Source organism: Burkholderia sp. JPY481, from assembly GCF_038900515.1.
GTDB classification, from domain to species: Bacteria; Pseudomonadota; Gammaproteobacteria; order Burkholderiales; family Burkholderiaceae; genus Paraburkholderia; species Paraburkholderia youngii.
In genome coordinates, this window is sequence record NZ_JAYMRT010000001.1 from 575,426 (window position 1) to 596,726 (window position 21,301).

The 21,301-nt window shown below is 63.6% G+C and carries 18 protein-coding genes and 5 tRNA genes; 7 read left to right on the forward strand and 16 right to left on the reverse strand.

Annotation, left to right across the window (positions count from 1 at the left end; genetic code table 11):
- Positions 1-72 precede the first annotated feature (72 nt).
- Positions 73-342 carry an acyl-CoA-binding protein gene (locus VSR82_RS02630; RefSeq protein ID WP_429458864.1) on the forward strand — a complete coding sequence of 90 codons (270 nt, stop codon included), beginning with the start codon at positions 73-75 and terminating at the stop codon, positions 340-342.
- Positions 343-627: 285 nt separating this feature from the next.
- On the opposite strand, the gene VSR82_RS02635 is transcribed toward VSR82_RS02630, so the two are convergent.
- The gene (locus VSR82_RS02635; protein WP_152850989.1) at positions 628-834 is read right to left on the reverse strand and encodes a hypothetical protein; all 207 of its coding nucleotides are present in this window, start codon (positions 832-834) and stop codon (positions 628-630) included.
- 8 nt (positions 835-842) lie between these two features.
- On the opposite strand from VSR82_RS02635, the gene VSR82_RS02640 reads away from it, so the two are divergent.
- Both VSR82_RS02640 and aceA read left to right on the forward strand, forming a co-directional pair.
- Positions 843-2,483 (forward strand): DEAD/DEAH box helicase, encoded by a 1,641-nt coding sequence (locus tag VSR82_RS02640; protein ID WP_498857476.1) that lies wholly within the window; start codon positions 843-845, stop codon positions 2,481-2,483.
- A 402-nt stretch (positions 2,484-2,885) separates the two neighbouring features.
- Complete coding sequence (gene aceA / locus VSR82_RS02645; protein WP_368586915.1) at positions 2,886-4,190, forward strand: isocitrate lyase; 1,305 nt, start codon at positions 2,886-2,888, stop codon at positions 4,188-4,190.
- A gap of 268 nt (positions 4,191-4,458) precedes the next feature.
- Here the strand turns inward: aceA and VSR82_RS02650 are convergent, their stop codons facing one another.
- Both VSR82_RS02650 and VSR82_RS02655 read right to left on the reverse strand, forming a co-directional pair.
- On the reverse strand, positions 4,459-4,893 hold the full coding sequence (locus tag VSR82_RS02650) for a universal stress protein (protein ID WP_368586890.1): 435 nt from the start codon (positions 4,891-4,893) through the stop codon (positions 4,459-4,461).
- A 127-nt stretch (positions 4,894-5,020) separates the two neighbouring features.
- Positions 5,021-5,923, reverse strand: coding sequence for a LysR family transcriptional regulator (locus tag VSR82_RS02655; protein ID WP_176108262.1), 903 nt, complete (start codon positions 5,921-5,923; stop codon positions 5,021-5,023).
- Positions 5,924-6,084: 161 nt separating this feature from the next.
- Between VSR82_RS02655 and VSR82_RS02660 the strand changes: the two genes are divergently transcribed.
- Positions 6,085-6,900, forward strand: a complete 816-nt coding sequence (locus VSR82_RS02660) for a haloacid dehalogenase type II (RefSeq protein ID WP_429458857.1) — start codon at positions 6,085-6,087, stop codon at positions 6,898-6,900.
- A 79-nt stretch (positions 6,901-6,979) separates the two neighbouring features.
- Entirely contained in the window at positions 6,980-8,572 is a 1,593-nt protein-coding gene (aceB, locus tag VSR82_RS02665; RefSeq protein WP_498857477.1) for a malate synthase A, read from the forward strand.
- Between the two features lie 126 nt (positions 8,573-8,698).
- Here aceB and VSR82_RS02670 read toward each other — a convergent pair whose 3' ends face one another.
- Positions 8,699-9,100 carry a gamma-glutamylcyclotransferase family protein gene (locus VSR82_RS02670; protein ID WP_368586888.1) on the reverse strand — a complete coding sequence of 134 codons (402 nt, stop codon included), beginning with the start codon at positions 9,098-9,100 and terminating at the stop codon, positions 8,699-8,701.
- Between the two features lie 182 nt (positions 9,101-9,282).
- Between VSR82_RS02670 and VSR82_RS02675 the strand changes: the two genes are divergently transcribed.
- Positions 9,283-10,182: an AraC family transcriptional regulator gene (locus tag VSR82_RS02675; protein WP_368586887.1), complete on the forward strand. Its 900-nt coding sequence runs from the start codon at positions 9,283-9,285 to the stop codon at positions 10,180-10,182.
- A 47-nt stretch (positions 10,183-10,229) separates the two neighbouring features.
- Here VSR82_RS02675 and VSR82_RS02680 read toward each other — a convergent pair whose 3' ends face one another.
- The 7 genes from VSR82_RS02680 to gltX all read right to left on the reverse strand — a co-directional run bounded on the left by VSR82_RS02680 (position 10,230) and on the right by gltX (position 13,177).
- Complete coding sequence (locus VSR82_RS02680) at positions 10,230-10,694, reverse strand: GNAT family N-acetyltransferase (protein ID WP_368586886.1); 465 nt, start codon at positions 10,692-10,694, stop codon at positions 10,230-10,232.
- A gap of 150 nt (positions 10,695-10,844) precedes the next feature.
- Positions 10,845-10,921 (reverse strand) — tRNA-Asp (locus VSR82_RS02685).
- Positions 10,922-11,001: 80 nt separating this feature from the next.
- Positions 11,002-11,077: transfer RNA gene (locus VSR82_RS02690), tRNA-Glu, on the reverse strand.
- A gap of 61 nt (positions 11,078-11,138) precedes the next feature.
- Positions 11,139-11,215: transfer RNA gene (locus VSR82_RS02695), tRNA-Asp, on the reverse strand.
- A gap of 90 nt (positions 11,216-11,305) precedes the next feature.
- Positions 11,306-11,381 (reverse strand) — tRNA-Glu (locus VSR82_RS02700).
- A gap of 189 nt (positions 11,382-11,570) precedes the next feature.
- Positions 11,571-11,646: transfer RNA gene (locus tag VSR82_RS02705), tRNA-Ala, on the reverse strand.
- 121 nt (positions 11,647-11,767) lie between these two features.
- Positions 11,768-13,177: a glutamate--tRNA ligase gene (gene gltX, locus VSR82_RS02710; RefSeq protein WP_410847930.1), complete on the reverse strand. Its 1,410-nt coding sequence runs from the start codon at positions 13,175-13,177 to the stop codon at positions 11,768-11,770.
- A 490-nt stretch (positions 13,178-13,667) separates the two neighbouring features.
- Between gltX and VSR82_RS02715 the strand changes: the two genes are divergently transcribed.
- Positions 13,668-14,612 carry a patatin-like phospholipase family protein gene (locus VSR82_RS02715; RefSeq protein ID WP_368586884.1) on the forward strand — a complete coding sequence of 315 codons (945 nt, stop codon included), beginning with the start codon at positions 13,668-13,670 and terminating at the stop codon, positions 14,610-14,612.
- A gap of 112 nt (positions 14,613-14,724) precedes the next feature.
- Here VSR82_RS02715 and VSR82_RS02720 read toward each other — a convergent pair whose 3' ends face one another.
- The 5 genes from VSR82_RS02720 to VSR82_RS02740 form a co-directional block, all read right to left on the reverse strand.
- Positions 14,725-15,390 carry a C40 family peptidase gene (locus VSR82_RS02720; RefSeq protein ID WP_410847928.1) on the reverse strand — a complete coding sequence of 222 codons (666 nt, stop codon included), beginning with the start codon at positions 15,388-15,390 and terminating at the stop codon, positions 14,725-14,727.
- 135 nt (positions 15,391-15,525) lie between these two features.
- Positions 15,526-17,157 carry an ABC transporter ATP-binding protein gene (locus VSR82_RS02725; RefSeq protein WP_429458850.1) on the reverse strand — a complete coding sequence of 544 codons (1,632 nt, stop codon included), beginning with the start codon at positions 17,155-17,157 and terminating at the stop codon, positions 15,526-15,528.
- On the reverse strand, positions 17,154-18,260 hold the full coding sequence (locus VSR82_RS02730; RefSeq protein WP_368586881.1) for an ABC transporter permease: 1,107 nt from the start codon (positions 18,258-18,260) through the stop codon (positions 17,154-17,156). The genes VSR82_RS02725 and VSR82_RS02730 overlap by 4 nt, the downstream gene beginning before the upstream one ends.
- A complete protein-coding gene (locus VSR82_RS02735) occupies positions 18,260-19,297 on the reverse strand; it encodes a microcin C ABC transporter permease YejB (RefSeq protein ID WP_368586880.1) in 1,038 nt (345 codons plus the stop codon). The genes VSR82_RS02730 and VSR82_RS02735 overlap by 1 nt, the downstream gene beginning before the upstream one ends.
- Before the next feature lie 49 nt (positions 19,298-19,346).
- Positions 19,347-21,263 (reverse strand): extracellular solute-binding protein, encoded by a 1,917-nt coding sequence (locus tag VSR82_RS02740; protein ID WP_429458848.1) that lies wholly within the window; start codon positions 21,261-21,263, stop codon positions 19,347-19,349.
- Positions 21,264-21,301: the final 38 nt, after the last annotated feature.

A 21,301-nucleotide genomic window follows, 5' to 3' on the forward strand; every position in this document is an offset into this window, starting at 1 on the left:
GCCCCGTTGCGTCAGGCAATTGTTATGATTTTCGGCCGATCTCATCTATCCCGCGACGCAGGCCAACCCACCATGACCGATATCAACTCCCAGTTCGAACAAGCCCAGCAGGACGTCAAGCAGCTGCCCGAGCGCCCGGGCAATCTCACGCTGCTGCGTCTCTATGCACTCTTCAAGCAGGCAAGCGAGGGCGACGTGCACGGCGACAAGTCGGGCTTCACCGACATCGTCGGCAAATACAAGTACGAAGCTTGGGCGGCGCTCAAGGGCACCGCGCAGGACGCTGCGAAGCAGCAATATGTCGAGCTCGTCGAATCGCTGAAGAGCGGCGCGGCGGCCTGAGTTTCCGGCGCGCCAATCATCTGTGGAAATGGCCGTATGGGAACCCCGCCACGGCCTCGCGGGGTTCCGGACGCGAGGCTCCGGGCCATCGCCCTCACGTCCCTACTGCATTCCGGCACTTTTTTCTGTCGGATTTGCCTGAATGGTGGCGCGGTGCAGCAAAGTTCGCTATAATGCCGCCTGCGCTTCACTGCTTTGGCCGTTTTTCCAGCGGTCCTCGCGGCGCAGCGTCCCATAGCGTTTGCTCCAATCCAGTTTAGAACCTGTCCCCTTCTGCCTAGCCCCCTACGGGCTCAAGTCCCAGGCTGGCGGCTCGCCATGTTGGCACGTCGCATCCGATACAGCTTCTAACGAAAAACTCGCCTTCATTGTCGCGAGTTGCCCCCGTTTTTCGATTTGCTCGCTGCTTTTTTGCTCGCTGAATCCGACGACTTGGGTATGCCGATTGGCGTTGACGTTTTCATCCGATGAACCACCCAGGATCGTTTTCAAGGATTCACATGACTTTGAGCAACACCCCCAGCAGCCCGTTGAACGCCATCGCCGACGAAGCACTTGGTCTCGCGCCCGCCGCTCCCGCAGCCGCCGCGCAAGCTGACGCCAAGCCGAGCTTCGCGTCGCTCGGCCTGTCCGCGGAAGTCGTCTCCGCGCTGACCGCCGCTGGCTACGAGCACCCGACGCCGGTGCAGCAACGCGCGGTGCCGGCTGGTATCGCCGGCCGCGATCTGCTGGTTTCGAGCCCGACCGGTTCGGGCAAGACCGCCGCCTTCATGCTGCCCGCCATCGAGCGTTTCGCGCAGCTGCAAAAGGCCCAGGCGAGCCAGCCGCGCGAACCGCGTCCGGCCGACGGTGGCCGCGGCCGCCGTCCGCAGCCGGTCGCGCGTCCGACCATGCTGGTGCTGACCCCGACCCGCGAACTCGCGATGCAGGTCACGACCGCCGCCGCCACGTACGGCAAGCACCTGAAGCGCCTGCGCACCGTCAGCATTCTGGGCGGCGTCGCTTATGGCCAACAACTGATGCTGCTCGCGAAGAACCCTGAAATCCTCGTTGCGACGCCGGGCCGTCTGATCGACCACCTCGAGCGCGGCCGCATCGATCTGTCGCAACTGCAGATCCTCGTGCTCGACGAAGCCGACCGCATGCTCGACATGGGCTTCATCGACGACATCGACACGATCGTCGCCGAAACGCCGGCTACCCGTCAGACCATGCTGTTCTCGGCCACGCTCGACGGCAAGATCGGCTCGCTGACCGGCCGTCTGTTGAAGGACCCGGAGCGTATCGAAATCGTCCAGCGCATGGAGCAGCGCACCAACATCGCGCAAACCGTCCATTACGTCGACGACCGCGATCACAAGGACCGTCTGCTCGACCATCTGCTGCGCGACTCCGGCCTCGACCAGGCGATCGTCTTCACGGCAACCAAGATGGACGCAGACCAACTGGCGGGCCGTCTGGCCGACGCCGGTTTCGAATCGGCTGCGCTGCACGGCGACCTGCCGCAAGGGGCGCGTAACCGCACGATCCGCGCGCTGCGCGAGCGCCGCGTGCGCGTGCTGGTTGCGACCGACGTCGCCGCTCGCGGTATCGACATCCCGGGCATCACGCACGTGTTCAACTACGACCTGCCGAAGTTCGCCGAAGACTACGTGCACCGTATCGGCCGTACCGGCCGCGCGGGTCGCTCGGGTATCGCGGTGAGCCTCGTGCATCACGCCGAACAGGGCGCGTTGAAGCGCATCGAGCGCTTCGTGCGCACGCCGCTGCCGGTCAACGTCGTCGAAGGCTTCGAGCCGCGCAAGGCGCCGCCTTCGGGCAACGGCCGTCCTGGCTTCGGTGGCCGCGGCCGTCCGGGCGGTAACGGCCGTCGCTTCGGCAGCGGCTCGGGCAAGCCGGGCGGCTACGGCGGCTCGCGCAACGGGAACGGCAATGGCAATGGCAACGGCGGCGGCTGGGGCAACAAGTCGGCCGGCGGTTCGCGTGACGGCTACGGCTCGCGCGAAAGCCACGGCGGTTCGCGTGACGGCTATGGCTCGCGCGAAGGCTTCGGCGGTGGTTCGCGTGACAGTTACGGTTCGCGTGACGGCTACGGCGCGCGCCGCAACGACGGTCCCCGTTCGGCACGTCGCGGCAGCTGATAGCTACGCACAAGACTGACCGGACGGCTTCGCGCCGTCCGTGAGAACAGCAGAAAACCGGCGCTCAGGCGCCGGTTTTTTTTCACCTATCCACTGCCCGCCCCAAATTTCGCGATGTGGAAAAATTTTTTGCGTCGTAAAAATCATGCTGCAAGGCACAAGAACGACTGTTGCAACAGGGAAAATATCGTTTCGCATCACGAAATGCGACGTTCAAGCCATTGATTTAACGTAAAAATAAATATTGGAAAAACGCTTTGCGGTGTCTATTGCGCGTCCATCGATTTGCCTAGACTCTTATATAAGACTTCACGAACCACAACGCCCTCTCAGGGCCCGGCGCTTCGAGAAGACAGAGTCACCCATCCTCCATAACTGGCATCGAAGGAGCACATCATGACAATGACCCGCGAACAGCAAGTGCAGCAACTCAAGCAGCAATGGGAAACGGACCCGCGTTGGAAGGGTGTCAAGCGCACCTACTCGGCCGAAGACGTGGTGCGTCTGCGCGGCTCGGTGCAACCCGAGCACACGCTCGCGAAGCGCGGCGCCGAAAAGCTGTGGGCCGCAGTGAACAGCGAGCCGTTCGTGAACTCGCTCGGCGCGTTGACGGGCAACCAGGCGATGCAGCAGGTGAAGGCCGGTCTGAAGGCAATCTATCTGTCGGGCTGGCAGGTCGCGGGCGATGCCAACGTCGCTGGTGAAATGTACCCGGACCAATCGCTGTATCCGGCCAACTCGGTGCCGCTCGTCGTCAAGCGCATCAACAACACGCTGACGCGTGCCGACCAGATCCAGTGGTCGGAAGGCAAGAACCCGGGCGATGAAGGCTACGTCGATTACTTCGCGCCGATCGTGGCCGACGCGGAAGCCGGTTTCGGCGGCGTGCTGAACGCGTTCGAATTGATGAAAGCGATGATCGAAGCGGGCGCATCGGGCGTGCACTTCGAAGACCAGCTCGCCTCGGTCAAGAAGTGCGGCCACATGGGCGGCAAGGTGCTCGTGCCGACCCGCGAAGCCGTCGCGAAGCTGACCGCCGCACGTCTGGCCGCCGACGTCTCGGGCGTGCCGACCGTGCTGCTCGCCCGCACCGACGCGGAAGCCGCCGACCTCGTGACCTCGGACGTCGACGACAACGACCGCCCGTTCCTGACTGGCGAGCGCACCGTCGAAGGCTTCTATCGTACGAAGCCGGGCCTCGAGCAGGCAATCTCGCGCGGCCTCGCGTATGCGCCGTACGCCGACATGATCTGGTGCGAAACCGGCAAGCCGGACCTCGAGTTCGCGAAGAAATTCGCCGACGCGATCCACAAGGAGTACCCGGACCAGCTGCTGTCGTACAACTGCTCGCCGTCGTTCAACTGGAAGAAGAACCTCGACGACGCAACGATCGCGAAGTTTCAGCGCGAGCTCGGCGCAATGGGCTACAAGTTCCAGTTCATCACGCTGGCCGGCTTCCACGCGCTGAACTACTCGATGTTCAACCTCGCGTACGGCTATGCGCGCAACCAGATGACCGCGTTCGTCGAAATGCAGCAGGCGGAGTTCGCGGCGGCCGAAAAGGGCTTCACTGCGGTCAAGCACCAGCGCGAAGTCGGCACCGGCTACTTCGACGCCGTCACGCAGACGGTCGAGCGCGAAGCATCGACGACCGCGTTGCATGGTTCGACGGAAAACGAGCAGTTCTTCGACAAGAAGGTCGCCTGAGATGAGCCGGTCGGGTCACGCAATCCCGTGGCCTGAACGCAGCAACGATTGGCAAATGTCGAGGGGCAACGTCAGAGTGCCGCCGACACTGGGAGGACCGCGCCGTACCAGATTGGCAGGAACATTAGTGCGCATGCCAGCGGCCGGGGTCTGAGAGAAGCCAGCACGCGGCAGGCGTGCGGCGAACCTGAACGCGCCGGCTTCGCCGCCGGCGCGTTTTTTTTCGAAGGCCGCGCATGCCGGCACGCTGCCGGCGGTGCAAAGCGATTCAGCGATAGACGATCACAGGAATTTTCGTATGCGTGAGCACCCGCTGCGTTTCACTGCCGATCAACAGGCTTCCGAGCCCACGCCGCCCATGCGACGCCATGAAGATCACATCACAGCCGCCCTGCTCGGCCGCTTCGATGATGCCGAGATACGGCGCCGGATGCACGCTCGTGCGGCTCTCGACGTGGACGCCGACGCGGTGCGCCGCATGCTCGACTTCGCGCAGATGCACGCGCGCTTCGCGCTCGCTGCGTTGCAGGAACTCGCCTGGTGGTTCGATCGCGACATCGGAGAACGGCGAATACGGATACTGCGGCAGACATGCGTACGCGGTCACGCGGGCGCCCACGGCCTGCGCGAGATCGATCGCGCCCGCTATCGCTTTGCGTGAAAGATCTGAACCATCGGTCGGAACCAGGATGTGCCTGAACATGATGCCCTCCGTCGCCGGCTGCGCGCAGCACGGGGTCAGCGTCCAACAAAGCCCAGGGTGCAGGCTGCCCGAAACGATTGTAATGCGTATGAATGCGAGTAATTGCGACCGTCTGGGGATTGGCGGGTCAGTCCCAGTAACCGGGTTCGCCGTACGTATGCTTGAGAAAGTCCAGAAACAGCCGCACTCGCAGCGGCAGATGACGGCGCTGCGGGAACACCGCGTGGATGCCGATCGGCGGCGCGGCGAATTCGTCGAGCACCGTGACGAGGCGCCCCGCCGCGAGGTCCGCGCCGACCTCCCACCACGAGCGCCACGCGAGCCCGTGTCCGGCGAGACACCATTCGTGCAGCACCGCGCCGTCCGAGCATTCCATCGTGCCGGACACCTTGATCGACACGACCTTGCCGTCGTGCTGGAACATCCAGCCGCGCTGCTGGTTCGCGCTCGCGCCGAGCGCGAGGCAGTTGTGGCGCGCGAGCTCGGCGAGGCTGTGCGGCGCGCCGCGCCGGTTCAGATACGCGGGCGACGCGACGCACACGCGGCGGTTTTCGGCCAGCTTCAGCGACACCAGCGACGAATCGGGCAACTCGCCGAGCCGCACCGCGCAATCGAAGCCTTCGTTGACGAGATCGACGAGACGATCGGACAGATCGAGCGTGATCGACACGTCCGGATGCGCGACCGTGAATGCGGGCACCAGCGGCGCCACGTGCCGGCGTCCGAAGCCGGCCGGCGCCGACAGCCGCAAATGGCCGCTCGCCTTCACACCGCCCGCCGACACGCTCGCCTCGGCGTTCTGCATGTCGTGAAGGATGCGCTGGCAGTCTTCAAGAAAGGCCGAGCCTTCGAAGGTGAGCGTGATCTTGCGCGTCGTGCGCACCAGGAGCTTGACGCCGAGGCGCTCCTCGAGCGCGTCGATGCGCCGGCCGATGATCGCGGGCGCGACGCCCTCGGCGAGCGCCGCCGCGGACAGGCTGCCTTTGGCCGCGACGGTGGCGAAGGTCTCGATCTGCTTGAAACGGTCCATGAACGATGCGCGCCGCGAAAGCAATTAAGTCAGCGCAAAAGTGAGGGTTGTGTGTGAGATTAGGTATATGAAAGTAAAAGATCAAGTGATCTTTAGCCTATTTTTTAGTACCTAACGTCACCAATACAATCGATCCCGACCTCTGACAGGAGCGCATGGCAATGTCGGCCACAACGACAGCTTCACCGCGAGCAGTGATTTTCGACGCCTACGGCACGTTGTTCGACGTGCATTCGGTGATCGCCGCCGCGGAGCAACTCTTCCCCGGACACGGCGACGCGCTGTCGCAGCTGTGGCGCCAGAAGCAGATCGAATACACGCAACTGCGCACGCTCGCCGCGCGCAGCGACGCCCCCGGCGAACACTACCGCCCGTTCTGGGACATCACGCTCGACGCACTGCGCTTCGCCGCGAAAAGACTGCAGCTCACGCTCGGCCGCTCGGCCGAAAAGCGTCTGATGGACGAATACGCGTGTCTGTCCGCGTTTCCCGACGCCGTGCCGGTGCTGCGCGCGTTGCGCGAGCCCGCCGCCGTGCCGCATGTCGGGCTCGGCCCCGGGCTCGCGATCCTGTCCAACGGCAATCCGCAAATGCTCGACATCGCGGTCAAGAGCGCCGGCATGAGCGCTCTCTTCGATCACGTGCTGTCGGTCGATGCGGTGCGCGCGTACAAACCCTCTCCCGCCGCGTATGCGCTCGGCCCCGATGCGTTTGGCGTGGCGGCGCGCGAGATCGTGTTCGTGTCGTCGAACGGCTGGGACGTCGCAGGCGCGACGTGGTTCGGCTTCACGACGTTCTGGCTGAACCGGCAGAACCTGCCCGTCGAAGAGCTCGGCGTGACGCCGCATGGCACCGGCGGCGGGATGAACGATCTGCTGGGCTTTCTGCAAACGCTCCCGACGGCGTCGCGCTCGACTGGCGGCCGTCCCGGAACTCATGGCAGTGGCGGCCGCAAGCGCGCCAGCCCGCGCGTATGACGGCGCCCCTCGCTTTCGGGAACCCACTCCCCTTTTCAACCTTCGCACTTTCTGCAATCTGACCGACCAAGGAGAAAACATGGCTAATCCGCTGTCGATGCCGCAAGGCATGGAAATCACCGGCGACATCAAGCCCGGCTTTGAAGCGATCCTCACCCGCGAAGCGCTGGAACTCGTCGCGGCCTTGCACCGCACGTTCGAGCCGCGCCGTCAGCAGTTGCTGCAGGCGCGCGTCGAACGTGCGAAGCGGCTCGACGCGGGCGAGCGCCCCGACTTCCTCGCCGCCACGAAGAGCGTGCGCGAAGGCGACTGGAAGATCGCGCCGCTGCCGCAGGATCTGCAGTGCCGGCGCGTCGAGATCACCGGGCCCGTCGAGCGCAAGATGATCATCAACGCGCTCAATTCGGGCGCGGACTCCTACATGACCGACTTCGAGGATTCGAATGCGCCGAGCTGGGACAATCAGATCACCGGTCACATCAATCTGAAGGACGCGGTGCGCCGCACGATTTCGCTCGAACAGAACGGCAAGTCGTACCGGCTCAACGACAAGACCGCGACGTTGATCGTGCGTCCGCGCGGCTGGCATCTCGACGAGAAGCACGTGAAGGTCGATGGCAAGCGCGTGTCGGGTGGCATCTTCGATTTTGCGCTGTACATGGTGCACAACGCGAAGGAGCTGATCGCGCGCGGCTCGGGTCCGTACTTCTATCTGCCGAAGATGGAGAGCCATCTCGAGGCGCGGCTGTGGAACGACATCTTCGTCGCCGCGCAGGAAGCGCTCGGCGTGCCGCGTGGCACGATTCGCGCGACGGTGCTGATCGAGACGATCGTCGCCGCGTTCGAAATGGACGAAATCCTGTACGAGCTGCGCGAACATAGCTCGGGCCTGAACGCGGGCCGCTGGGACTACATCTTCTCCGCGATCAAGAAGTTCAAGAGCGACCGCGACTTCTGCCTCGCCGATCGCTCGCAGATCACGATGACCTCGCCGTTCATGCGCGCGTATGCGCTGCTGTTGCTGAAGACCTGCCACCGCCGCAACGCGCCGGCGATCGGCGGCATGAGCGCGCTGATTCCGATCAAGAACGATGCGGCCGCCAACGAAAAGGCCATGGCCGGCGTGCGCTCGGACAAGGCGCGCGACGCGGGCGATGGCTACGACGGCGGCTGGGTCGCGCATCCGGGTCTCGTGCCGGTCGCGATGGAAGAGTTCGTCAAGGTGCTCGGCGACCGGCCGAATCAGATCGACAAGCAGCGCGTCGACGTGCTCGTGACCGCGACCGATCTGCTCGACTTCCGCCCGGAGACGCCGATCACCGAAGCGGGCTTGCGCAACAACATCAATGTCGGCATCCACTATCTCGGTTCGTGGCTCGCGGGCAATGGCTGTGTGCCGATTCACAATCTGATGGAAGATGCCGCCACCGCGGAGATTTCGCGCTCGCAGGTGTGGCAGTGGATCCGCTCGCCGAAGGGCAAACTCGATGACGGCCGCAAGGTGACGGTCGAACTGGTGCGCGAGCTCGCGGGACAGGAACTCGACAAGGTCAAACAGACGGTGGGTGGAGATACGAAGCCGTATGAGCGCGCCGCGCAGATCTTCGAACAGATGTCGACCGCGGAGCAGTTCACCGATTTTCTGACGCTGCCGCTTTACGAAGAGATTTGATGGTGTCGATGATGCGGGCTCGGGCGCGTTGGACCGGCTCGCGCCCGTTGATCCCTTCTGCTTGAATGACGGCGCGCCGCGGACATACATGGCGCGCCGTTTTGTTGGCCGCTGGCGTGCACCGGCTCAGCGCGTGCGCCGATGTTTGACCCAATCTCCCGAACGGATTTCGGGCAGCCCTTTTACCGCGTTCGGCGCGACCGGATAGAAGCGGCAGTTCACGACGTTGCCGTCTACCTTGACCATCACCTCGCGGGCCAGAAAACGGTCGTCGACGCCCGGATATACGGCTTCGATTTCGTCGAGCACCGCGACGAGCGCATCGTCGATTTCATAGACGTCGCCGACCACGTCGACGCCCCCTTCGTCGACGACGAGACCCGGATAGTCGCCAAAATCGAACAGATGGCCGCGCACCGTGGTGCTGCCGAGCAGGCTCGGCGCGGGGAGGTCGTTGCGCGCGGCGGCTTCGCTGATGTCGTTGGTTTCACCGGCACGCAGTGTGCCGTAGACAAAGACGGTCTGCATCGTCGTTGAGTCTCCGTGGTCAGGGGTGATGTTGGTGGCTCGGCGGCCATCGGGACATTATGCAACGGTCGCTCGACGGCATCAGCAACCAGGCACGATCTACAATGCTTACAGCCCGCGCCGGTGAATGGCCTCGACTGAGCTTCGCCCTTGCCGGCTCCATTATCCGAACCGACCTTGCCATGCCCTCGTCCGCCGAGTCCAACCCGTTGAGCCGCGTGCGTTTCGCCGACATACCGCCCGAGTTCGCGCCGAACGACACGCATCCGATCCGCGTGCGTTCGCGGCCCATGCCGGCGGGCTGGCATATCGCGCGTCATACGCATGCATGGGCGCAGGTCGCGTATGCGTCGCGCGGCGTGCTGCGCGTCGCGACAACGGGTACCACGTGGATGGTGCCGCCATCGCGCGCGATCTGGTTGCCGCCGCATGTCACCCACGAAGTGGTCGCCGTCGAGGATGCGTTCCTGCGCACGCTGTACATCACTGAGAGTACGGTGCCGGCCGGGCTCGATACGCCGCGCGTCGTCGAAGTATCGAACCTGTTGCGCGAGGTGATTGCCGCGCTCGATACGCCCGGCCTGTCCGCCGCGCGCGAGCAACTGCTCGGCGCGCTCGCTCTCGACGAACTGACGCGCTCCGAACCATTGCCGCTGTCCGTGCCGATGCCCAGCGAAAAGCGCCTGCGCGCGCTGTGCGAGGCTGTTATCGCCGACCCGATGCATGGCGAGTCGCTCGAACAGTGGGCATCGACGGTCGGCGCGAGCACGCGCACGATCGCGCGGCTGTTTCGTCAGGAACTGGGGGTGAGTTTTTCGCAGTGGCGTCAGCAGGCGATTCTCGCGCGCGCCATTCCATTGTTGAGCCAGGGGCGGCCGCTGTCGCATGTCGCGCAGGAATTGGGCTATCAGAGCCAGAGCGCCTTCTCCGCGATGTTCCGGCGCGCGTTCGGCGCGAGTCCACGCGCGTTTATCGAGCGAGGCGCCGAGCATCGCGCGAGCAACGGCGAGCATGATGACGCGCAAGCGGATGATGAAACGGCACAGGATCAAGCCGGTTCGGCTGATGTTGCCGAGCGGTGAATGACGATGCCTGGCGATGGGTGTCGGCGATCCACGCAGACCAGGCCTCAAACCCGCCGCGCCAGATGACGGATTGCACCTAGCTGCGCGAGCCGCGGCCCGGCGAGCTTATAGCCCTTGCGCTGATAGAGCCGCGCCGCCGGATTATCGACGAAGACGCGCAACTGCAACTCGCGCAACCCGCGCTCGCGCGCCCATTGATGCGAGATGTCGAGAAGAAACGTACCGGCGCCGAGCCTCCGATATCCTTCGGCAATCTGCACGTCGCGGATATGCAGCGAATCACCTTCCTCGGTGATACGCAGCACGCCCATCGGCACGCCATCCACTTCGAGAATGAAATTCTCCGATTCCCGCCAACTGCCGAGAAACAGATCGCTGCGCCACACCAGATGATGCCGGCGATAGTAGCCGCCCATGTTGTTGCGGGTCAGCGCCTCGGCAAACTCGAAATCTTCCATGCTTGCCGTGCGCAGATGAAACGGTGACGGGGCTTCGGTGGGATCGAACATGGCGGGACCGCGAGGATGAGTCGGATCAACGGTAAAACAGGCCGCGCGCGCTGGCAATGGCTGTTTGTCCCGAGCCTTCCGGGAGGCGTCCGGCAGCGGACAGTAGAAATAAAAAAGCCCACTTCTTGCGAAGTGGGCTTTCTCAATATCTGGCGGAGCGGACGGGACTCGAACCCGCGACCCCCGGCGTGACAGGCCGGTATTCTAACCAACTGAACTACCGCTCCAGATTTTGCATCGCAGCCTGCGAGCCATGCCTTCAGCCTGCTGCACCGTTCAAACTTCCAACCGAACGACGCCGATGTTCTGGCGTCCCCTAGGGGATTCGAACCCCTGTACTCACCGTGAAAGGGTGATGTCCTAGGCCTCTAGACGAAGGGGACAACGTACTGCTTACACCTTTAATGAAAAAGCCCGTTCAGGTATGTATGAACGGGCTTTGTCTGGCGGAGTGGACGGGACTCGAACCCGCGACCCCCGGCGTGACAGGCCGGTATTCTAACCGACTGAACTACCACTCCAGTCTTTACACCCTGCTTGCGAGCGTCGGTTAATTCTCTGCAAGCTGCGCTGCTTTACTACTACTCGAATACTAAAGCGACGCTGATGTTTGGCGTCCCCTAGGGGATTCGAACCCCTGTACTCACCGTGAAAGGGTGATGTCCTAGGCCTCTAGACGAAGGGGACAAAATCTTTTCAGATCCGTCTTAACTCGCTTTCGACTTATTCAACCCGCTCTAACTTTTCAGTTAATCCGTAAAGCTGTTTATCGTCAACTGCGAAGACCGCCATTTTAACTACGTTTCAGCGATTTGTGAAGTCTTTTTTTCTACAAGTTTCAGACTTCTTCACCACTTTAACTTCTCTCTGCTGTGTTGGTGGAGGTAAGCGGGATCGAACCGCTGACCTCTTGCATGCCATGCAAGCGCTCTCCCAGCTGAGCTATACCCCCGCGCACATCAGAGAAACGAGATTCTAGAGGGCGACCTGCGGTTTGTAAATACCCTTTGAGCAATTACATGCGATTTTTTCCGAAGGCGTGCGAGACACCTGTCACGCACGCCCGCAGTTGATCAGCCAAGCGCTTTTTCGATACGGCCAACGACGACGTCGCGACCGAACAGCATCAGCACGCTATCGATCGACGGCGTATGCGTCGTACCCGCCACCACCAAACGCACCGGCATCGCGAGCTGCGGCATCTTCAGCTTGTGCGCGCCGAGCGTAGCCTTCAATGCGGCGGCGATCGCCTCCTTGGTCCATTCGACCGTCTTCAGTGCAGCGGCCAGATCAGCGAGCGCCGGGCGAACCGCGTCGGTCACGTGCTGGGTGAGCGACTCGGCATCGGGTGCCGGCGTGCGATAGAACATCGCGGCATTCTGCGCGATCTCCTTGACGGTCGACGCACGATCCTTCATCAGGCCCACCACGCCCGTCAAATCCGGACCTTGCGCGAGCGAGGCTTCCTCGATGCCGAGCTCGGCGAAGAACGGTTTCGCCAGTTCGGCGAGTCGTGCGTTGTCGGCTTCCTTGATGTAGTGCGCGTTGAGCCAGTTCAGCTTGTCATGGTCGTACTGCGCCGGCGACTTGCCGAGGTGCTCGAGATCGAACCACTCGACGAACTGCTCGCGCGTGAAAATCTCCGCGTCGCCATGCGACCAGCCGAGGCGCGCCAGATAGTTGACGACCGCTTCCGGCAGATACCCTGCATCGCGGTAACCCATTACGCTCATCGCGCCGTGGCGCTTGCTCATCTTCTCGCCCTGCTCGTTCAGCACGGTCGGCAGGTGTGCATACACCGGCGGCTCGCCGCCGAGCGCGCGCAGAATGTTGATCTGCCGCGGCGTGTTGTTGACGTGATCGTCGCCGCGGATCACGTGAGTGATGCGCATGTCGAGATCGTCGACGACGACGCAGAAGTTATACGTCGGCGTGCCGTCCGGACGGGCGATCACGAGATCGTCGAGTTCTTCGTTCGAGATTTCGATGCGCCCTTTCACCGCGTCGTCCCACGCGACCACGCCGGTCAGCGGATTACGAAAGCGCAGCACCGGCGTCACGCCCGCGGGCGGCTGCGGCAGGACCTTGCCCGGCTCCGGGCGCCACGTTCCGTCGTAGCGCGGCTTTTCGCCCGCTTCGCGCTGACGCTCGCGCAGCGCGTCGAGTTCTTCGGTCGACATGTAGCACGGGTAGACGAGCCCCGCGTCCTGCATCTGCTTCAGCACTTCGCGGTAACGGTCCATGCGCTGCATCTGGTAAAACGGGCCTTCGTCGAAATCGAGACCGAGCCATGCCATGCCCTCGAGAATCGCGTCGACGGATTCGGTCGTGGAGCGCTCGACGTCGGTGTCCTCGACCCGCAGCACGAAGGTCCCTTTCATCTTGCGCGCGAACGCCCACGGATACAGCGCGGAGCGGATGTTGCCCAGGTGGATGAAGCCAGTGGGACTCGGTGCGAAACGGGTACGAACGGAGGTGGTCATTAGCGGTTACTCGGAAAACAGGCGCCGGCGCTCGAGCGAACATGACTGCGAAACGCGGCAGCGAAGCGTGCCCATGCTGCGCGCGATGTCACGCACGGCCACGAGTGAAATAGGTGCAAGAGGCGAATTATACCTTCCGCACGCGGGTTGCCGCCCTCGTCCGAAAGGCCTAAGGCGCATGAGCGAACGGCGTCCGGACACCTACGCAGGCACCTTCCCAGCGCTCGCCCCACCGATCTTGCAAAGACGCGGCCCCAGTTCCGAATACTTCCTCTGCAACGTTTCATTACGGCGGACCGCGCGCGCCGATCGTTTGCATTAAGATGTGCGCGCGCTGATATAAGGGCTTGCCCCCGCACATCGATCCGATAGGAACGGGACGCTCTCCAGCGCGCGGAATCGCCGCCGGCGACCCGCCTGGCCTGACCTCAGCCTGATCGCGGTACGCGCGACGCCGCCTGCGTCGCCCGCGCCGTTGCTGGAGAACTCGTTGAAACCCTTATCCCCCAGTTTGAGCCGCCGCAGCTTTTCGCTAGCGGCAGCCTCCGCGGTGCTTGCCGCCTGCACCACGACCAACGGCAAACTCAATGGAGCGCCGATCACCGCGACGCCCCCCGTTGCGCCGCCTGAAAAAGCGCAACAGAAACCAGTTCGCGTCGCGCTCGCTCTCGGCGGCGGCGCTGCGCGCGGCTTTGCGCACATCGGCGTGATCAAGGCGCTCGAGGCCCGCAATATCCAGATCGACCTGATCGCCGGCACGAGCGCTGGCTCGGTGGTCGGCGCGCTGTACGCGTCGGGCATGAACGGCTTCGCGCTCAACAAGCTCGCGCTGTCGATGGACGAAGCGTCGATAAGCGACTGGGCGATGCCGTTTCGTACCCGCGGCTTCCTGCAGGGCGTCGCGCTTCAGAACTACCTGAACACGACGCTGAACAACCGCCCGATCGAGAAGATGGCGAGGCCCCTCGGCGTAGTCGCGACAGATCTGCAAACCGGCCAGCCGATCCTGTTCCAGCGCGGCAACACCGGCACCGCCGTGCGCGCGTCGTGCAGCGTGCCGTCGATTTTCGAGCCGGTGAAGATCGGCGGCCACGAGTATGTGGATGGGGGTCTCGTGAGCCCGGTACCGGCGTCGTTCGCGCGCAAGATGGGCGCGGATTTCGTCATCGCCGTCGATATTTCGCAGCGACCGGAGACTGGCCTCACCACGAGTTCGTTCGACGTGCTGATGCAGACCTTCACGATCATGGGCCAGACGATCAAGGCCTATGAGCTCGACAAGTACGCCGATGTGGTGATCCGGCCGAATCTCGCGGCGATGAGCGGCAGCGATTTCTCGCAGCGCAATGCGGCGATCCTCGCCGGCGAGGAAGCGGTCGCGAAGATGATGCCGGAATTGCAGCGCAAGCTCGCCGCGCGGCGCATGGGAGCCTGAACGCCTGGTGGCGCACAGTCGCTGTGCCCCACCAGGGGCAACAGCACGTATCAAACGCAAAAAGCCTGCTTCGAACGAAGCAGGCTTTTTTATCGCTGGGCTCAGCGCGGAATCAGTTATTCCCGCCGATCGTCGCGGTCACGCGCTTGCGCAGATCGTCGGCCTGATACGAGGTCTCGATCCGACGCGCACCCGTGAAGCGCTTTTCCCAGTAGCCGTCATCCATGTCGTCGACGCGGATCGTGCTGCCGGTGGACGGCGAGTGCACGAACTTGTTGTCGCCGATATAGATGCCGACGTGCGAGAACGTGCGGCGCATCGTATTGAAGAACACCAGATCGCCCGGCTTCAGGTCGCTGACGCGCACCTTCTCGCCCATCCGGCTCATTTCCTCGGCGCGGCGCGGCAACGCGAGGCCGAGCGTGTCCTGGAACACGTAGCGCACGAAACCGCTGCAATCCAGCCCAGAATCCGGCGTATTGCCGCCCCAACGGTAGCGAACGCCGATCATGTTCAGCGCGCCGACCACCACGTCGCCCGCTTTTCCGGCCATGCCGGAAAGGAATGATTTGGCGCCGCTGCTTTCGGTGCTAGCAGCCTTGGGTTGAGGAGCGAGGAGGGAGAGAGGATCCGAGCCGTTGGTGGTCGGATAGGAGGCATTCTGATTAAAACCGCTTACTTCATCGGCGAATGCGCCGGGAGCTGCTGCCATCAAGACGCCAATGAACATCCCGGCGACGACGCGCGTGCAAGCCTGGGTGAAGTTTCTGTGCTGCATTGGTCGGTAGTTTTTGCAAAAAAATCAGTCGTCTACGAAAAAGTTTGGTCGATACTAGCCAGTAAGTATTTGCGTGTCAAAAGGAATAGAAAAAATCAATCGAGATACGCACTCAATTGGTGAAAGGGTGAAAAATCAACGATCAAGTGCCGCTTTCAGCAGCTTTCGAGTGTAAGGATGCGCGGGTGCCGCAAAAATTTTCTCGACATCGCCGGTCTCGACGATTGATCCGTTTTGCATCACGACGACGCGGTGCGCCATCGCCCCGATTACCTCCAGGTCGTGGCTGATGAACACGAAGCCGAGGTTGTACTTGTGCTGCAAACCGGTGAGCAGCTTGAGCACCTGCTGTTGAATAGACACGTCGAGCGCGCTGGTCGGTTCGTCGAGGATCAGCACGCGCGGCTCGAGTACCAGCGCGCGCGCGATCGCGATGCGCTGCCGCTGCCCGCCCGAAAACTCATGCGGATAGCGATACAGCGCGGTACGGTCGATGCCGACTTCACGCAGCACCCCGACCACCTTGTCGCGCCGCGCCTGCGGGGTCATCTGCGGCCGATGCAGCGCGAGCCCCTCGCCGACGATCCGCTCGATCGTCTGCCGCGGTGAAAGCGAACTAAAAGGATCTTGAAAAACAACCTGCATATTCGAGCGCAGCGCGGTCTTTTCGGCGCCGCGATAGCTCGCGAGCGCCCTGCCCTGAAACTGGATCTCGCCGTGCGCGGTGCGCTGCAGACCGAGCAGCGCCATCGCGAGCGTCGACTTGCCCGACCCCGATTCGCCGACGATTCCAAGCGTCTCGCCCTGGCGTACAGACACGTTCGCCGCGTCGACCGCGCGAAACCGCCCCGCGCCGAACCAGCCGCGCAGGCCCGGCAGCTTCGTTTTGAAGTCGACCGACACGTCGCGCGCTTCGAGCAGCACCGGCGAGATCGGCAGCACCGGCGCGACCTCGCGCTGCGGCCGACTCGCGAGCAGCCGCTGGGTATACGGATGGCGCGGTGCCTCGAACACCTGCTCGACCGTGCCGGTTTCGACCAGCACGCCCCGCTCCATCACCGCGACGCGCTGCGCAAAGTGACGCACCAGGTTCAGGTCGTGCGTGATCAGCAGCACGGCCATGCCGCGCTTTTGCGCTTCGTCGCGCTGCAACTCCAGCAGCAGTTCGACGATCTGCGCGCGAATCGTCACATCGAGCGCGGTGGTCGGCTCGTCGGCGAGCAACAGGCGCGGCCGGCAGGCGAGCGCCATCGCGATCATCGCGCGCTGCCGCTGGCCGCCCGACAGCTGATGCGGATAGCTGTTGACGCGCTTCTCCGGTTCGGTGATGCCGGTGCGCGCAAGCAACGCGACCGCCCGCCGGCACGCCTCGGCCACGCTGACGCCGTCATGCACGACGATCGTCTCGGCAATCTGGTCGCCGATCGTATACAGCGGGTTGAGCGCGGTCATCGGCTCCTGGAAGATCATCGCGATGTCCGAGCCGCGCAGCCCGCGCATCGAGCGCTCGCTCTTTGCGAGCAAGTCTTCGCCATCGAAGCGGATTGCGCCGCTCACCTGCGCGTCGTTCAGCAGGCGCAGCACCGACAGCGCGGTCACGCTCTTGCCCGAGCCCGACTCGCCGACGAGCGCGACGCGCTCGCCGCGCGCGATCGCGAGCGTGACGTCGTCGACGGCCACCGTGTCGCCGAACGCAACGCGCAGATGGTCGAGTTCGAGCAGCGGCGTATCCGGCGCTTCCCGATCGATTCGCGGCAGCGCGCTCATTGGCCACCTCCGGCGTGTATCGCATCGGAGATACGGGTGTCGAGCGCGTTGCGCAGCGCGTCGCCCATGAAGGTCAGCAGCAGCAGCATCGTCACCAGCACGCCGAAGGTCGACACCGAGATCCACCACGCGTCGAGATTCGCCTTGCCCTGAGCAAGGAGCTCGCCGAGGCTCGGCGTCGGCGGCGGCACGCCGAGGCCGAGGAAGTCGAGACTCGTCAGCGCGAGAATCGCGCTGCTCATGCTGAACGGCAGGAACGTGATGACCGGCGTCAGACTGTTCGGCAACACGTGACGCCACATGATCTGCCAATGCGACAGGCCCATCGCGCGAGCGGCGCGCACATAGTCCTGCTGGCGATTGCGCAGGAATTCGGCGCGCACGTAATCGGACAGGCCGATCCAGTTGAACAGCGACAGCAGCACGATCAGCAGCGCGAAGCTGCGCTCGAAGATCGATGAAAAGATGATCAGCAAATAGAGCTGCGGCATCGCGTTCCAGACTTCGATCAACCGCTGCCCGACGATATCCGTTCGCCCCCCGAAGTAACCTTGCACCGCCCCCGCGACGATGCCGACTATCGTGCTGATCACGGTCAGCACGAGGCCGAACACGACCGACACGCCGAAGCCATACAGTAGACGCGCGAACAGATCGCGGCCGCGGTCGTCGGTGCCGAGCCAGTTTTCGCGCGACGGCGGCGCCGGGTTGGGCGCCTTCGAGAAGTAGTTGAGCGTGTCGTAGTAGTAATGATTCGGCGGATACAACGCGAAGTTGCCCGGCGCATCGAAGCGGTGACGGATGTACGGATCGAGAAAATCGGTCGGCGTCGGGAAGTCGCCACCGAAGGTGGTCTCGGCGTAGGTCTTCACGAGCGGGAAATACAGATGGCCGTCGTAGCGCACGACGACCGGCTTGTCGTTCGACCACAGCGGCCCCACTAGGCTCGCCGCGAACGCGACCACGAAGATGATCAGGCTCCAGTAGCCGAGACGCTGCTGGCGAAACCGGTGCCACACGCGACGCGCCGGTGACGGCGACATCAGTGCCTGCGCGGGTTCGGTGCGCGCCGCAGCATCGGCGGAAAGGCGGGCTCGATTCATCAGCGCTCCAGTTGTTCGAATTGGATGCGGGGATCGACCCACACGTAACAAAGGTCGGAGATCAGCCGCGTGACGAGGCCGATCAGCGTGAATAGATACAGCGTGCCGAGCACGACCGGATAGTCGCGCCGCATCACCGATTCGTACGACAGCAAGCCGAGCCCGTCGAGCGAAAACAGCGTTTCGATCAGCAGGCTGCCGGTGAAAAATGCGCCGATGAACGCACCCGGGAAATTGACGATCAGCGGCAGCAGCGCATTGCGAAACACGTGCTTCCACAACACGCGCCGCTCGGACAAACCTTTGGCGCGCGCGGTCAGCACGTACTGCTTGCGGATCTCGTCGAGGAACGCGTTTTTCGTCAGCATCGTGACGACCGCGAAGCTGCCCACTACCGACGCTGTGATCGGCAACGTGATATGCCACAGATAGTCGAGCACCTTGCCGACGAGGCTCAGCTGGTCCCAGTTGTCGGACGTGAGGTTGCGCAGCGGAAACAGCTGCAGGAACGTGCCGCCGCCGAACAGCACGAGCAGCAGCACGCCCAGCACGAAGCCCGGAATCGCGTAGCCGACCAGCACGACGAGGCTCGTCGCGATATCGAAGTGCGAGCCGTTGCGCACCGCCTTCGCGATGCCGAGCGGCACCGATATCAGATAAGTGAGAAAGAAGGTCCATAGGCCGATGCTGATCGACACCGGCAGCTTCGACACGATCAGCGACCACACGCTCTGATGCCGGAAATAGCTCTGCCCGAGATCGAAGGTCGCGAAGCGCTTGAGCATCAGCCCGTAGCGTTCGAGCGGCGGCTTGTCGAAACCGTAAAGCTGCTTCAGTTGCGCGATCTGCTGCGCGTCGACGCCGCTATGCGAGCGCAGCCCGAACGGCGAGGCGCCCTCCGCGCCCTTGCGCAGCTCGTGCTGCATCTGCTCGACGGGACCGCCCGGCACGAACTGGATCACGACGAAGGTCAGCGTCAGCACGCCGAGCAGCGTCGGGATCATCAGCAGCAGGCGTTTGAGGATGTAGCTCCACATAGGCGGTGTTCCAGTGCGAACGCGTTGGTGGGGGCGATGGCTCTGCGGATCAGTCGGCGCTGGCCGTGTGCGCGTGCGCCTGCGGATCTTCGTACCACCACATCGTCGTGATCCAGCCCTCCGCGCCATAGTACAGCGGCAAAGTCTTCGGCCACGCGAGCCCGCGCTTGTACGCGACGCGATGCGTGCCGCTGTACCAGTGCGGCACCACATAGTAGCCATGCATCAGCAGACGGTCGAGCGCGTGCGCGGCGTCGGTCAGTTGCTCGCGCGTTTGCGCGTGCACGAGCGCGTTCAACACCGCGTCGACGGCCGGTGACTTCAGGCCGATCGCGTTGTCCGAGCCGGGGGTATCGGCGGCCTTGCTGCCGAAGCGGGTGATCTGCTCGGAGCCTGGCACCTGCACGTCCGGCATCCGAATCGTCGTCACGTCGAAATCGAATGCGTCGAGCCGCTTCTGATACACCGCGAAGTCGGTGGTGCGGAAGTTCACGGTAATGCCGAGCTTCTGCAGATTGCGCGTGAATGTCGCGATGATCGGCTCCATCGACGAGGCCGAACCCGCGTCGTCGAGTATCTCGAACTGGAACGGCTCGCCGTTGGCGTTGCGCAGCGCGCCGTCGCGATAGGTCCAGCCGGCCTGCTGAAGCAGATCGCGCGCCGCCAGCAGATTCGCGCGCAGCGAGCCGGGCGGATCGGTATCGGGCTGCTTCGACAGCGGCCCGAACACCGCCGGGTCGAGCTGCGAGCGAAACGGCTCGAGCAGCGCCAGCTCGCCGGGCGACGGCGGCCCCTTCGCCTGCCATTCGGTGTTGGCGAAATAGCTATCGATGCGCGTGTACTGGCTGAAAAACAACTGGCGGTTCAGCCATTGAAAATCGAGCGCGAGATCGAGCGCCTTGCGCACCCGCACGTCCTGGAACAGCGGCCGGCGCGTGTTCAGGAAAAAGCCTTGCATCCCGGTGCCGTTGTGCTGCGGAAACTCGCGCTTGATCAACTCGCCACTGTCGAACCTTTTGCCGACGTCGCGCCGCACCCAGTTGCGCGCGATGTATTCGACCAGGGCATCGTACTCGCCGGCCTTGAACGCCTCCAGCCGCGCGGTGCTATCCGCGTACAGCTTGTAGACGATGCGATCGAAATTGTTCATGCCGACGCGCACCGGCAGAGCGGCGCCCCAGTAGTTCGGGTCGCGCTTAAACGTGATCGTGCGGCCGTTGTCGAAACTGTCGATCAGATACGGCCCGCTGCCGATCGGCTTTTCGAACGCGAGCTGATCGAACGGAATGCGGCTGCCGTCGGGCTTCAGCCCCCACTTGCGGGAGAACACCGGCATGCTGCCGGCGAGCAGCGGCAACTCGCGATTACGCTCGCGAAACTCGAAGCGCACCGTGGCCGGATCGACCACGACCGCGCCCTTGATCTCGCTGAAAAGCGATGCGAACTGCGGCGCGGCCTGCGGGCTCTTCAGCGTGTCGAGCGAGAACTTAACGTCGTCGGCGGTCACGGGGTCGCCGTTCGAAAAGCGCGCGCGCGGATTGATGTGGAAGGTGACCGACAGTCCGTCGGGCGCGACCACGATGTTGTCGGCGAGCAGCCCGTAGGCCGACGCGACTTCGTCGCTGCTACCGATCGTCAGGCTCTCGAACATCAATTCGAGGCCGGGCGCCGCATTGCCGCGCAGCGTGAACGGATTGAACTTGTCGAAGCTCGTCAGACGGCTCGGATTGGCGAGCACGAGCGTGCCGCCTTTTGGCGCATTGGGATTGACGTAGTCGAAGTGTTGGAAGCCGGCCGGATATTTCGGCTCGCCGTATTGCGCGATCGCATGAGCGGCATGCGCATGCGGCGCGGCGAGCAGACTCGCGCACAGCAGCGCGACGGCGAACGCGGCGCGCAACGGTCCGTGGATCACGCTGTATCGAAGTCCCTCAGGCGTTTGAACCCGTTGCGAGCCTGTTGTCATGGAGTCGTGCTGGTAAGTGGGCAGTGGCGATGTGGGGG